This window comes from Amycolatopsis sp. (assembly GCF_035276945.1).
GTDB lineage: Bacteria > Actinomycetota > Actinomycetes > Mycobacteriales > Pseudonocardiaceae > Amycolatopsis_E.
Map to the genome: position 1 here is coordinate 74,846 of NZ_DATELF010000020.1, position 13,724 is coordinate 88,569.

The window sequence follows — 13,724 nt, forward strand, 5'->3', positions numbered from 1 at the left end:
CTTACGAAATCCGCTCGTAGGCGGGCAGGGTGAGGAAGTCCGGGAACTCGTCGGCCAGCGCCACCTGCTCGAACAGCTCGACCGCCGGGTCCAGCAACTCGGCCGGGATGACCCCGTCGAGCTCCTTACGCACCTCGTCGAGCACCGTGCGCACCAGTTCCTCGGTCACTTTGACGCCATTAAACAGCTCCACACCGTTGCTGACCCACTGCCAGATCTGGGAACGCGAGATCTCCGCGGTCGCGGCGTCCTCCATCAGGTTGTGGATCGCCGCCGCGCCGTTACCGCCCAGCCAGGACGCCAGATACCGGACACCGACGTCGACCGCGCCGCGCAACCCGGCCTCGGTCGCCTCGCCCTCGGTGGCGGCGACGTCGAGCAGTTGCTCCGCGGTCACCGAGACCTCGTCGCGGGCGCGGTCCAACTGGTTCGGCTTGTCGCGGAGAACCCGGTCGAACTCCTCGCGGCAGAGGTCCACCATGCCCGGGTGCGCGACCCACGAGCCGTCGAAGCCGTCGCTCGCCTCGCGTGCCTTGTCGTCGCGGACCTTCGCGAACGCCGTCTCGTTGACCTCGGGGTCCTTGCTGGGGATGAACGCCGCCATGCCGCCGATCGCGAACGCGCCGCGCTTGTGGCAGGTGCGCACCAGCAACTCGGTGTAGGCGCGCATGAAGGGCGCGGTCATGGTCACGCTGTTGCGGTCCGGCAGCACGAACTTCCGTCCGGCGTCCCGGAAGTACTTGATGATGCTGAACAGGTAGTCCCAGCGGCCCGCGTTCAGGCCCGAGGCGTGCTCACGCAGCTCGTAAAGGATCTCTTCCATCTCGAAGGCGGCGGGGATGGTCTCGATCAGCACGGTCGCCCTGATCGTCCCGTGCGTGATGCCCAGCTCCTTCTCCGCGTAACTGAACACGTCGTTCCACAACCGGGCTTCGAGGTGGCTTTCCATCTTCGGCAGGTAGAAGTACGGGCCCTTGTCGTAGGCCAGCAGGGCGCGCACGTTGTGGAAGAAGTACAGGCCGAAGTCGACCAGCGCGCCGACGCCCTTGCGGCCGCCGAAGGTCAGGTTCCGCTCGTCCAGGTGCCAGCCGCGCGGCCGGACCACGATGGTCGCGTGCTCGATGTCGTCACGCAGCGCGTAGTGCTTCCCGCCCGAGTCGAGTTCGATGGTGCCCCGGATCGCGTCACGGAGGTTGACCTGCCCGCCGACGACGTTGGCCCAGTGCGGCGTGTTGGCGTCCTCGAAGTCCGCCAGCCACACCTTGGCACCGGAGTTCAACGCGTTGATGGTCATCTTGCGCTCGGTGGGACCGGTGATCTCGACCCGCCGGTCACGCAGCGCCGGGGGCGCCTCGGCGACCTGCCAGTCCGACTCTCGGATCTCCTTCGTCTCGGGCAGGAAGTCGAGTCGCCCCGTGCGCTTGGCCTCTTCGCGGCGCTTGGCCCGGGCCGCGAGCAGTTCGTCACGGCGCGCCGCGAAGTTGTCGTGCAGGCCGGCCAGGAACTCCAGTGCCTCCTTAGTGAGGATCTCGTCGCCCCGCTCGATCGAGCCGCCGAGCACCTTGACCTCAGACATGCGACACTCCCAAAAGACGTCCGTACATTTTTACATCTCGGACTATAGTTTCTGCATAGCGGAAACTCAACGCGAGGAGACCGGGGTGACCGAGGACAAGGGCGGGCGCGACGGGAGCGTGCAGTCGCTCCGGCGGGCCTTCGAACTGCTGGAGCGGCTGGCCGACGCCGGGGGCGAGGCGAGCCTGTCCGAGCTGGCGAGCGGTTCCGGACTGCCCATGCCGACCATCCACCGGCTGATCCGGACCCTCGTGGCGCTGGGATACGTGCGGCAGAACACCAACCGCCGCTACGCGCTCGGCGCCCGGCTCATCCGCCTGGGCGAGAACGCGAGTATGCAGTTCGGCACCTGGGCCCGGCCGCTGCTCGCCGAACTGGTCGACGAGGTCGGCGAGACGGCGAACCTCGCGGTGCTCGAACGCGACGAAGTGGTGTACGTCTCCCAGGTGCCGTCAAAGCACTCGATGCGCATGTTCACCGAAGTCGGCCGGCGGGTCCTGCCGCACGGCACCGGCGTCGGCAAGGCGATCCTGTCGCGGCTGCCGCCGGACGAGGTGCGCGCGCTCCTGACCCGCACCGGCATGCCCGCCTACACCGAACACACCTACACCGACCCCGACGAGCTGCTGCGGCACCTGGTTAAGGTCGCCAACCAGGGTTATGCCGTCGACGAGAGCGAGCAGGAACTGGGCGTCCGCTGCATCGCCGTGCCGCTCACCGGTACGCCCGCCCCCGCGGCGGTGTCGGTGTCCGGCCCCGAAGGCCGCTTGACCAAGGAGGCGGTGTCGCGGATCGCGCCCGTGGTCCAGCGGGTCGCCGCGACCTTGTCGGCCCATCTGGCAAGCACGGACCTGAGCGCGTGAGCGCCGCTGGTCAGGCCCCGGCAGGCAAAGGCCTGTCACCGACCTTGACGTCCAACTTGTACCTGGCGCCGTCCACCGCGGTGACCGTCGTGGTGACGCCGTAGCGCACCCGGTCACCGGTTAGGACACACCAGGCTTTCGCCCCCGCCTCGACCTTGATCGGACCGGGACACGCCACGGACTCCGGCCGGCGGACCTTCGTCGCCAGCACGTCGGAAATCTTTCGTTCCAGGGTGTCCCTGTCGACCGTGCGGCCCGCGGTCACCGTCACGGAGCAGGCACCCGGCGCCATCGACCCGAAGCACAACAGCGCGACGCCGAAAATACGGCGGAACAATCAAGCCCCCTGAGCCCAGACAGCGGATGGAATTCGGTCGAGAATGTCGCAACGCAGATCCAGTGCCGGAATCAGTTCCGCGGGATCACGATGATCAAAGGTGTACTGGTCGGAGACATCGAACTGGTCGCCGAAGAACCGCAGCCCTCTCAACCTGCACCGCTCGGCGAGGAGGAACCGGATCACCGCGGGGTTGAGCACAGCGGCCGCGAACGCGTCGCTGCCGGTCCTGACCTCGAACTTGTCATCGAACTCCGGATTGCCGAACCGGAGGTCGCCCATGCCCGGGCCGGCGTTGATCCCGCTCTCCAGTGCGGGCACTTTGCTCACGCCCAGCGCGGGACGGACCGCCGGTGTGCGGATCCAGATGCATCGCGCCCACACGTGTTCGCCTTGGTAGTGAGTGTCCAAAACCGCGGCGACAAACGGTCGTCCCCGGTGGGATCCGGTGATCACGTCACGGGCGGCCTTGGCCCTTGGCGGCTTGACGAAGGGCTCAAGCGGGTTGCGCCAGGTGCGTTCCTCGGTCCACCAGTTGTACAACTCGACGATCGAGTCGTCGCGCGGCGCGAAGGTCCAGCCTCGCTTCGGCAACTCCTGCCGGAGCCGGGCGAGCGCCGCCTTCTCGTGCTCGTTGTACTCCCGGTTGAAGCGGAGAGCCATCCAGGTGAGCCCGGCGGCCATCAGGAGGGTTCCGCCGACGGCCAGCGCGATGGCCGCTCCGACGCTCATCACCCGTCCCCGAGCGCGGCGAAATTCTCGAAGAACTCGTCGTCCCGCGCGGGTTCTGGACGACGGATGGCGACCGGCGCCGGGCCGGGGTCGCGCGGCCGCCGGTCGCCGAACAACCGCTCGTCGGAGTCGAGCACCTTGTCCAGCAATCCCGTGTCGCCGAGGCCGCGCCGCACCACTTCGGCCTGCTGCCGGGCGGCCGCCATTCTTGCCGCGGCAACCGTGCGCATGACGGTGGCCGACAGCGCGGCCGGGCTGACGGCGTCGATCTGGTCGCCGAAGGTGATTCCCCTGACCTCTCCACCAGGCCCGACGACCACGCTCACCACACCGTCGGGCGAGGCGGCACGGCCTTCCACGTCCTTCAGCTCGCCCGCCATCCGCTGGTAGGCCTCGGCACGCCGGCGGTTGTCGGCCACCGCGGTATCGATGGCCTCTATGCGCCGCGACAACTGCCTGGCGTACTCGCTCATCGTGCCCCTTCGGGTCGGATGGTCGAGAGGAACTTCTGAAAGTCGCCGACGACCTGGTCGAACTGCTCCGCCAAGGCGCTCAGCACGATCTGCAGGACCGCGTACCGGCTTTCGTCGCCGGTGTCCCGCATGCCGAGGAACACCTGCAGCTGCACGAGTTGTTCGGGCTGGTTGTTCAGCAGGAGCGACAGGCGCACGGCCTGGGTGAGGCCCGGACCACCTACCGAACCGACCTCGTTGCGGCGCCCGGGTCGAACGTCGGGGGCGCCCCTGCGCAGCCGTTCCAGGGCCTCGTCGGCCAGCTGGCTCAGCGTCACGCCGCGATCGTGGAGCTCGCCACCGATCGTGATGTTGGGGGTGAATCCCTTGAGCGCGGGCGGGTGCAACGCGACGAAACCCGCTTCGCCCGCGTTGACCGCGTCCGGCGGTACCGCTCGCCACCCCTCGGGCAGCGAGAACTCGATCGGCACCGGAATCGTGGTAGCCACGCCTTTCTCCCGTCAGAAGCCGAGGAAGTCGCCGATGGCCTCGGCGGTGTCCGTCATCCCGTGTCCGACGTCGGAAGCGATGTCCGCGACATCGTCCGCCACGTCCTTCACCGTATCGACGACCTCTTCCGGATCGATCGCGATGTCGAAACCGATCTCGCCACCGATACCCAGCCCGATGCCCAGCGAAGCGCCGACGTGGAACGTGCCATCGTCGCCCATGCCCAGCTGACCGCTTGCCTCGACGCCGGCGCCCGTCCACGCTTCGCCGTGCACGCCGGCGCTGACACCGGCGACCTCGGCACGGGCGTCGCCTTCGACCTTCGCTCCGGCGAAGGCCTCCCCGCTGCCCTGCACCCCGCTCAAGCCGAGGCTTCCCTTGGCGCCGGCCTCCGCGCCGAGGATCGCTTCGGACCGGCCCGAAACTCCGGCGTGATCGCCCAGCTTCACCTCGCCCTCGGCGCTTCCCTTCGCCAGGTACGCCTCGGCACCGGCCGCTCCCGTGACGCCCAGTGCGCTCGCGGTCGCCGTGGCGTCGGCATCGGCTCCGAACATCGAGCCCCCGAGCTTGCCGGTACCCGACCACGGCCCCGACGCGAACTGTCCGTCGAGACTTCCGCCGAACACCGCGGTTCCCGCGGAAGCCGCCCAGGTCTTCTCGGAGATGTCGAAGCCGAGCGCCCTGAGCGTGTCACCGACCGTGTCGGTGAGCATTCCGTCGGACTGGGTGGTGCCCCACTCGCCCCGGTAGGTCTTTCCGTCTCTGCCCTTCTGCCGGCCCGGTGCGTCGTTCTTCCGCTCGGCGGCACCGAACTCCTTGCCGTCACCGAGGTCCATCGAGTAGCCGCCCGCACCATCGGGTTCGAAGCCGAAGGCCCGTGCCGCGAGCCCACCCGCCGCCGCCAGCCGCTCGCGGGCGTTGTCCAGGACCGCTTGCGCCTCCTTGGCGAGCATCTCGGCCGCGTCGTCGAACAGCCCGGGGATCGCGGCGACGGAACGGGAGGCCGCTTGCGCTTGGACATACATCTCGATCGCACGCTGCGCCTCGGCTTGGGCCCACGTGAGTACGTCGCCGTAGTCGGCGAGCAACTGGCCGCCATGGAGCAGAACGTCGATGGTCTGGAACCACTTGGGCGGTTCTTCACCGAACGCTTCCCGGAACGCGTCGGCCCCTTCGCCGGTCCACTGCCCGGGGTCGATTTTCCGGAGACCGCCGCCGGTAAGGCCGATCCGCTCGACATTGGCGACCAGCAGGCGGAGATCCTCGGCGATCAGATCCGGCTCGCCCGGGATCAGCTCGTGGGGATCGGTGGTCTCCCCCAGTCCGGCCGCCATCAGTAGAGCGGTCCTTCGGGGTCGAGCCGGCTCGCGATTCCACCGTCCGGATCCGGCCGCGCGGTCACGCCGGGGTTCACGAACCCCGGCCGTCCACCGGCCTCACCGGTCGCTCGGCCGACGACGTCGGAGATTCCTCCGGTGAATCCGCCGCTCGAATCGAGCACGGTGCCGAGGTCGGCGACAACGAAACCGCTCTCGTCGTCCGACTCGAGGTAGCGGCCCGCCGCGGCCCGGAGCCCATCGCGGTGCTCGCCCGCCTTCGCGGCGAGTTGCGCGACTTCCGCCCTGGCATCCCCGATGAACTGTGTCCAGCCCGCCCGCACACCGGCATGCCCGTAGTCCCCGCTCGGGCCTTGCCACGGCAGTCCGGCGACGCCCTGCACCCAGTCGCCGATCTCGTTTGCCGCCTGGTGCAGGTCGTCGAAGACGGCACGGAATCCGTCCGCCATGTGGTTCCCCCCTCGAGCGGATCACCCGCCGGCCCCTCGCCGGCACCCGCTGATTTCGGGGGTGAACTTTTCACAGCCCGGTACGGTTTGTCAATGCTCGGCTCCGGGCTGTGACTGGCGACAGGTCAGCCCAGGAGCGCGTCCACGAAAGCGCCGGCCTCGAACGGCGCCAGGTCGTCAGGGCCCTCGCCGAGCCCGACGAGCTTGACCGGCACGCCCAGTTCACGCTGCACCTGGAAGACGATGCCGCCCTTCGCGGTGCCGTCGAGCTTGGTCAGCGCGATTCCGGTCACGTTCACGACCTCACCGAACACGCGGGCCTGGGCCAGGCCGTTCTGCCCGGTGGTGGCGTCCAGCACGAGCAGCACCTCATCCACCTTGGCCTGCTTCTCCACCACCCGCTTGACCTTGCCCAGTTCGTCCATCAGGCCGGTCTTGGTGTGCAGCCGGCCCGCGGTGTCGATCAGCACCGCGTCCACCGCGGCCTCCACGCCGCGCTTGACCGCGTCGAAGGCGACCGCCGCCGGGTCCGCGCCCTCCTTGCCGCGCACCACCTCCGCGCCGACCCGCTCCGACCAGGTCTGCAGCTGGTCGGCGGCGGCCGCGCGGAACGTGTCCGCGGCGCCGAGCAGCACCCGGCTGCCCTGCGCGACCAGCACGCGGGCCAGCTTGCCGGTGGTGGTGGTCTTGCCGGTGCCGTTGACCCCGGCGACCAGCACCACCGCGGGCTGCTTCCGGCCGTCGACCGTGTGCGGCAGCGCGCGCACCGAGCGGTCCGAGTCGGGCCGCAACGCTCCGATGAGCACGGTCCGCAGGACGGTTTTGGCCTCTTCGGGCGTCCGGACGCCACGACTGGTGATCTCGGCACGCAGCTTCTCGACGATCTCGGTCGTGGTCGCGGCGCCGAGATCGGCCATCAGCAGGGTGTCCTCGACGTCCTGCCACGAGTCCTCGTCGAGGTCGCCGGCGCCGAGCAAGCCGAGCAGGCTCTGCCCGAACACCGAACGCGACTTGGTCAGCCGGCCGCGCAGCCGTTCCATCCGCCCGGCCGCGGGCGCGATCTCCTCTTTTTCCTCGGGCAGGACGACCTTTTCCTCGGGCAGGACGACGTCCACGATGGCCCGGCGGGCCGCGTCCCGCGGTACCGCGGCGTCGTCGCCGACCCCGGGCTGGCCGTCGACCTCGGTCCGTTCCCCGGCGGGATGCGGTGGCGCCTTGCTCTCTTCCGGCTCTTCCCGCTCTTCAGGCTCGACTCTCGGCGCCCGTTCACCGCCCGGGGCCAGCGCGATCCCGTTGTCGGTGGCGTATCCGCCGCCTTTCGGCCTCGCCTCCGTGCGTTCCGCCTCGATCAGGCTGATCCGCCGTCTGCGCGCGACGGTCAGTCCGGCGACGAGCGCGATCGCCAGCAGCACGACGACAACGATGACGATCCATAGCCAGAGGTAGTTGGACACTCCGTAATCCTCGCATCCGCCGGTCAGGCCACATCAGGGGTGTCGGCGCCGGGTAACCGTGTGGACAAGAAGTCACGAGCCGGGTTGCGCCCTCGCCAAGGCAGGACTAGACCACTCGCTCATGGCGGTACGGGTCGTCGGGCTCATTTCGGGCACCTCGATGGACGGGATCGACGTGGCGGTGGCCGACCTGCACGCCTCGGCGGGCCTGGCCGAACTGACCCCGGTGGGGGACCTCGAACTCGGCTACCCGGACCACCTGCGGGCGGCCCTGCTCACGGCCCTCCCGCCGGCCGCGACCACCGCGGAACAGCTCACCGAACTCGACACGCTGGTCGGCCAGGCCTTCGCGGAGGCCGCCCGGCAGGCCCTCGATCGATTCGGCCCCGCCGATCTCGTCAGCTCGCTCGGCCAGACGGTGTTCCACTGGGTCGAAGGCGGCCACGCGATGGGCACCCTCCAACTCGGGCAACCCGCGTGGATCGCCGAGCGCACGGGACTGCCGGTGATCTCCGACCTGCGGGCCAGGGACGTCGCCGCGGGCGGGCAGGGTGCGCCGCTGGCCGGCACCCTCGACCGCCTCTGGCTGCGTGACCTCGCCGAACGCACCGGCCACCCCGTGATCGCGCTCAACATCGGTGGGATCGCCAACGTGACGGTCGTCGAACCCGGCGGCCACACGATCGCCTACGACACCGGACCCGGCAACGCCTTGCTCGACCTCGCGGCCCGGCAGGTCACGGGTCAGCCCAGCGACCTCGACGGCACCATCGCCGCAAAGGGACGGGTGTGCGAAGAACTGCTGGCGCGCCTGCTCGCCGAGCCCTACTACCGGGCGGAACCCCCGAAGTCGACCGGCAAGGAACTGTTCCACGCCGGCTACCTCCGGAAAGCCACCGACGGCCTGGCGCCCAGGCCCGAGGACCTGCTGGCCACGCTCACCGAACTGACCGCGCAGACCATCGGCGAGGCATGCTCGCGCCACCACGCACGGACGGAGGTCGCTTCGGGTGGTGGAGTGCGCAACCCCACACTCATGCACGCTCTCGCCGAGCACCTGGGGAACACGCGGCTGGCCACCAGCTCCGAGTTCGGCCTGCCCACCGGAGCCAAGGAGGCCTACCTCACCGCGCTGCTCGGGTGGTTGACCTGGCACGGCGTCCCGGCGAACGTACCCAGCGCCACCGGCGCTCGCGCGCCACGCCTGCTCGGCAGCATCACCCCCGGCGCCGGGCCACTGACCTTGCCCGCACCACACACCACGCCCGTGACCCGCCTGCGCGTGGACGGCGGGGGGCCGAGGGCTTGCCCCCGGGCGGGGTCCCGAGGTCGCACCCCCAGAGCGCACAGCCAGGGAGAGTAGGAGAGACGATGCATCCGGTGGATCTGGCGATCATCGTGGTCTATCTGGCCGCGATGCCCGCGATCGGCGTCCTCGTCGGCAGACGGCAGCGCTCGGCGGCCGACTACTTCATCGGCGAGCGGAGCCTGCCCTGGTGGGCGGTCTGTTTCTCGATCGTGGCCACCGAGACCTCGACCCTCACGGTGATCAGCACACCCGGCCTGATCTGGGCGGCCTCCGGCAACTACAACGGGTTCACGTACCTGCAGTTGCCCTTCGGCTACATCATCGGCCGGACCCTGGTGTCGTTCATCCTGCTCCCCCGCTATTTCAAGGGAAAGCAGTCCACCGCGTACGCGTTCCTCGGTGAGCGGTTCGGCTCGACGATGCAGGGCGTGTCCTCGGTCGCGTTCATCGTCACCCGGCTCCTCGCCGAAGGGGTGCGGCTGTTCGCGGGCGCCATCCCGATCCAGGTGATCCTCGTCCACTACGGCCTGCGCACCCAGTACTGGCAGATCGTGATCGTGCTCACCGCGCTGACCGTCGTCTACGCGCTGGTCGGCGGGATCAAGGCGGTGGTGTGGGTCGACGTCATCCAGCTGTCGGTCTACGTCGGCGGCGCCGTGGCCGCGCTGATCGTGCTCGGCACCAAGCTGCCGCCGGGCTGGACTTCGCAGGCCGCCGAGAAGGGCGTTTTCAAGCTCTTCGACTTCGACTTCTCCGGGCTGCACCTGCTGACCAGCCAGTACGCCTTCCTCACCGCGGTGGTCGGCGGCGCGATCTTCACCATGGCCTCGCACGGCGCCGACCAGCTGATCGTCCAGCGGTTCTTGGCCTGCCGCAGTGTGGCCGACGGGCGCAAGGCGCTGATCGGCAGCGGTGTGGCCGTGACCATCCAGTTCGCGCTGTTCCTGCTCGTCGGCGCGATGCTCTGGGCGCACAACGGGTTCCGCAACCTCAAGGAACTGGGCGTCAAGAGCAGCGACGACATCTTCACCGGCTTCATCACCAGCGAACTGCCGGTCGGCGTGGCGGGCCTGCTCATCGCGGCGATCCTCGCCTCCACGATGGGCGCGCTGGCTTCGGCGCTCAACGCGTTGTCCAACTCGACCGTCGCCGACCTGTACCAGCGGTTCACCAAGCGGCCCGCGGAGGATTCGAAGGTGCTGCGGCACGGGCGGATCTGGACGCTGGCGTGGGCGGTGGTGTTCGCCGTGTTCGGGTCCCTGTTCAGCAGCACGAACAACCCGGTGATCGAGCAGGGCCTGTCGATCACCGGCTACACCTACGGCGCGATGCTCGGGGCGTTCTTCCTCGGGCTGCTGATCAAGCGTGCCCGCCAGCTCGACGCGATCATCGCGTTCGCGGTGACCGTCGCCGCGATGGCGTATGTGGTGCTCGATGTGAGGATCACTCCCGCGCCCGGTGCGAAGGCCGTGGGGCTGGCGTTCCCCTGGTACACGCTGCTCGGCGTGCTGATCACGCTCGTCGTCGGCGGGCTGCTTTCCCTCCGTCACCGCACGCCCGACCCGAATGTGGCCCGAGAGGCCGAAAAGGAAGCGGAGTCGGTGTAGGTGGATGTAGGTGGATGCCGAAACACGGACACGCACGGCCGAGTCGTGCGTGAACTTCCTGTCGTCCGTGGCTGAAGTCGAACGTCACGGAGGTGGTGGCCCACATCGGCACACCGAGGCCCACAGCGGAGAACTGACCACTTGGCTGGGTGGACGTGTCCAGCTGCCACGCGTGGCGTCCGCACTCGTCGAGGTCGAGCTTCCCCAGGCTCCTCGCCGTCACGCCCCGGAAGACCTCGACCGTGCGCCCTCCGTGCTGGAGAGCTTGTACCGCATCGAAATCGATCGCGAGATCCGAACGCTCGCGGGTGGCTTCACGGATCCGGGGGTCTTTTGACCGCTTGTCCCGGCCAGGATTGACCTGGCCGGGACAAGGCGGGCTACGCACGTGAGGCGGTGCCGGTCGAAGTGAGCTGGCCGGTCCGGGAGAACACCGAGTAGCGCGCGGCCGACCAGGCGGGGGCGCCCCCGACCGGCTCCAGGCGGACCTGGACGGCCACCTTGCCCGCGGTGGCCCAGCCCGGGACGTCGAAGGAGTCATCGAGCCAGCGCGAGTAGGTGTTCTTGAGTGGCTGGAACCACTCGCCGACGAACCGGTCGTCGATGAAGACGTTGGCCCGCTGGTAACCGATGTTCTGGTCCGAGGTCCGGCGCAGGCGCACCCCTTCGTTGGCCGGGTCGGCCTTGGCGGTGAACCGGACCGGCCCGGTGGACGCCGACGTGCCCATGGTCACCTGGGTCCGGTCGCCCTTGCCCTCGAAGGTGGAGGTCAGCGTGCCGGTGGTCTCGCCGGTGGCCGAGTAGCCGTGCACGGCGCGGCTGTTGGTGCCGGTGATGTCCACGATGTCGCTGCTCGCCAGGGAGGGCGAGGACTGGCCGTACCAGTAGGCCGTGGAGCTGTAGTTCGCCGGCATCGACGACCGGTTCCCGTGTTCGATGTCGAACTCGATGCCGTTCCCGAACGGCGCCGCGTCGGACATCATCAGGCGGTAGGCGCCCAGGCACACGTACTGGCATCCGTACTCGGCCGTCTGGTGGGCGACCAGGCCCGCCTGCGGCATCGCGTACGGCACGCCTTCGGGACCGCCGTTACGGCCGTCCTGGAAGTACCAGCCGGATTCGTAGAAGTCCTCCGAACCCGTGCCGTACACGGTCGGGCTGGCCGCGCCGTCGGCGTACATCCGTTCGTCGCCTTCGAGGTAGTTCATCTGGGGAACCTGACCACTCGGGATCAGCCCGCGCATGGTGGTGGTCACCCCGTAGAACAGTCCTCGCCCGGACGTCGTCAGGAAGTTCCAGTCCTTGCCCGCCTGGGTGTCCGCCCGCTGCTGGGTGGCGTGGAAGTAGCCGAGCGAGCCGTCCGCCAGGCCCGTGGCCGCCGTGGGGTCCGGCGCCGTGGTGATCAGGAGGTTGCCCGTGAGGATTCCGACGGTGGTGGTGTTGACCAGCTGGATCGTCGCCGTGCGCGCGTAGGGCATCGGCCACCAGGAGGTGAACGCGCCGTTCTCGGTGGTGTCGATCGAGTGCATGAGGGTACGCGAGGCGTACTTGCCCAGCCCGGAGCCGAAGAACTCACCGACCGGAGCGTCCACTGTGGTCTGACCGTCGAAAGTGATCCGCAGCCGCAGCCCGTTCAACAGCGTCTCGGACGCCGAGACCAGGTCGTCGTTGGCCGCGTACCGGAACCACCGGAGCCCCTCCCACCGCGCACCGGCGATCTGGTAGCCGTGCACGCCTTCGTCGCTGACGTGGTTGTTGCCGACATCCATGACATCGGTGCGCACCCACACGTCGCCGACCCGGCTGTGCACCTCGTAGCGAAACTCGTTGACGTCCTGGCTCGACGACAGGAAGGTGCTGGCGATCCGGATCCGCGACTTGCCCGCGGTCACCGACGCGGGTACCTCAATGGTCTGGTCCACCCAGCCACCACCGGGCACGGCCGCGCCGCTGGCCCACTCGCCGACGCGCTGACCGTCCACGCTGAGGCTCGCGTGCTGGTCGCCGATTCCCGCGTCGAAGCGCCGGGTGATCCGGACCCCCTGGTTGGCCGGGTCGATCGTGGCGGTGAACGAGCTGCCACCCGGACCGTACGCGCGGCCGTCGTCGAACAGTCCCGGCCCGGCCACCGCCCGCGGGATGCGCAGGGCGAGCTGGGTGATCTGCCGGGAACCCCCGGTGAGCGGTATCGAGGCCGTGGCGCCGGGGCCGAGGGCCGTGAGCGGGGCCTGCTGGGTCTCCGCGCCCGCGGCGGCCGGTTTCGGGTCACGGACGCCGTAGCCGCGCAGCCGCTGAATGACGTCCAGCGCCTGGTCGGTGGGGTCGAAGGTCCGGACCCCGGTGGCATCGGCGAACTGGCGGTAGGTCACGTGGTAGAAGCGCGGATTGTTCTGCGTGACGATCTTCATCGTGCTCGTGTAGGGCATCGGCACCTTGATCACCGAGCCGCCCATGGTTTCGGCCGAGTTCCCCACCAGCGGCCACACGAACGGGGCGCCCCTGGCACCGTTGACGATGTCCTGCAGGGAACCCTGCAGCACCACACGGCCGTCCAGTTCGACGGTGATCCGGCCGATCCCGGAGACCGACGTGTTGGCGTAGGTGAACCAGATCGAGGAGATCTCGCCCGCGCCGTGCGCTTCGGCGATCACGCACTGGCCGTCGGGCTCATCGCGCAGGCAGGAATAGATTCCTTTGAACCCGTCCTCGTTGTCGCCGGTACGGTCGTAACTGGAGAACTGCTTGACCTGTTCGCCGGGCCGCAGCCGCGCGAGGGCGTTGAGGGAGCGGTAGGTCTCCCAGCCCACCGGTCCCTTGTCGGCCTCGACCGAGGACACCGCCGACGACACCGCCGGGGACGCTGCCGCCGCCCGCGCGGGCAACGCGCTCGGCGCGAGGGTGAGCAGCAGGGCGGCGGCGAGGAATCTTCGCGCGTTTTTGGGCGCGACAAACCAACTCTTGGGCACGATGTGGACTCCACAGCATGACAGGGGACCCGCGTCGGAAAACACGAGTAAACGATTGCCGGCTAAGTTAAGCCACCGTAACACCCACGTGGCAACCCGCCACGAGGGTGGTCTATACCGTCATCCTTGGTGA

The 13,724-nt window shown here is 69.1% G+C and carries 12 protein-coding genes; 3 read left to right on the top strand and 9 right to left on the bottom strand.

The features are described from left to right. Position 1 precedes the first annotated feature (1 nt). Entirely contained in the window at positions 2-1,576 is a 1,575-nt protein-coding gene (aceB, locus tag VJT49_RS02525; RefSeq protein WP_324162691.1) for a malate synthase A, read from the bottom strand. 85 nt (positions 1,577-1,661) lie between these two features. On the opposite strand from aceB, the gene VJT49_RS02530 reads away from it, so the two are divergent. Beyond that, complete coding sequence (locus VJT49_RS02530; protein WP_324162694.1) at positions 1,662-2,438, top strand: IclR family transcriptional regulator; 777 nt, start codon at positions 1,662-1,664, stop codon at positions 2,436-2,438. Positions 2,439-2,448: 10 nt separating this feature from the next. Here VJT49_RS02530 and VJT49_RS02535 read toward each other — a convergent pair whose 3' ends face one another. The 7 genes from VJT49_RS02535 to ftsY form a co-directional block, all read right to left on the bottom strand. Next, entirely contained in the window at positions 2,449-2,775 is a 327-nt protein-coding gene (locus tag VJT49_RS02535; RefSeq protein WP_324162696.1) for a DUF4333 domain-containing protein, read from the bottom strand. Next, positions 2,776-3,507 carry a hypothetical protein gene (locus VJT49_RS02540; RefSeq protein ID WP_324162698.1) on the bottom strand — a complete coding sequence of 244 codons (732 nt, stop codon included), beginning with the start codon at positions 3,505-3,507 and terminating at the stop codon, positions 2,776-2,778. Continuing rightward, positions 3,507-3,980 carry a YbaB/EbfC family nucleoid-associated protein gene (locus tag VJT49_RS02545; RefSeq protein ID WP_324162700.1) on the bottom strand — a complete coding sequence of 158 codons (474 nt, stop codon included), beginning with the start codon at positions 3,978-3,980 and terminating at the stop codon, positions 3,507-3,509. The genes VJT49_RS02540 and VJT49_RS02545 overlap by 1 nt, the downstream gene beginning before the upstream one ends. Continuing rightward, on the bottom strand, positions 3,977-4,468 hold the full coding sequence (locus VJT49_RS02550) for a hypothetical protein (protein WP_324162702.1): 492 nt from the start codon (positions 4,466-4,468) through the stop codon (positions 3,977-3,979). Before VJT49_RS02550 ends, VJT49_RS02545 begins: the two co-directional genes overlap by 4 nt. Positions 4,469-4,480: 12 nt before the next feature. Then, positions 4,481-5,803 carry a putative T7SS-secreted protein gene (locus VJT49_RS02555; protein WP_324162704.1) on the bottom strand — a complete coding sequence of 441 codons (1,323 nt, stop codon included), beginning with the start codon at positions 5,801-5,803 and terminating at the stop codon, positions 4,481-4,483. Beyond that, positions 5,803-6,255: a hypothetical protein gene (locus VJT49_RS02560; protein WP_324162707.1), complete on the bottom strand. Its 453-nt coding sequence runs from the start codon at positions 6,253-6,255 to the stop codon at positions 5,803-5,805. The genes VJT49_RS02555 and VJT49_RS02560 overlap by 1 nt, the downstream gene beginning before the upstream one ends. 125 nt (positions 6,256-6,380) lie before the next feature. Then, complete coding sequence (gene ftsY / locus VJT49_RS02565) at positions 6,381-7,709, bottom strand: signal recognition particle-docking protein FtsY (RefSeq protein ID WP_324162709.1); 1,329 nt, start codon at positions 7,707-7,709, stop codon at positions 6,381-6,383. 121 nt (positions 7,710-7,830) lie between these two features. Here ftsY and VJT49_RS02570 point away from each other — a divergent pair, with 121 nt between their 5' ends. Together VJT49_RS02570 and VJT49_RS02575 are read left to right on the top strand one after the other, a co-directional pair. Then, positions 7,831-9,072 (top strand): anhydro-N-acetylmuramic acid kinase, encoded by a 1,242-nt coding sequence (locus tag VJT49_RS02570; protein ID WP_324162712.1) that lies wholly within the window; start codon positions 7,831-7,833, stop codon positions 9,070-9,072. An 8-nt stretch (positions 9,073-9,080) separates the two neighbouring features. Next, positions 9,081-10,625, top strand: coding sequence for a sodium:solute symporter (locus VJT49_RS02575; RefSeq protein WP_324162714.1), 1,545 nt, complete (start codon positions 9,081-9,083; stop codon positions 10,623-10,625). A 380-nt stretch (positions 10,626-11,005) separates the two neighbouring features. Here VJT49_RS02575 and VJT49_RS02580 read toward each other — a convergent pair whose 3' ends face one another. Next, positions 11,006-13,591, bottom strand: a complete 2,586-nt coding sequence (locus tag VJT49_RS02580) for a glycoside hydrolase family 172 protein (protein WP_324162716.1) — start codon at positions 13,589-13,591, stop codon at positions 11,006-11,008. Between the last annotated feature and the right edge of the window lie 133 nt (positions 13,592-13,724).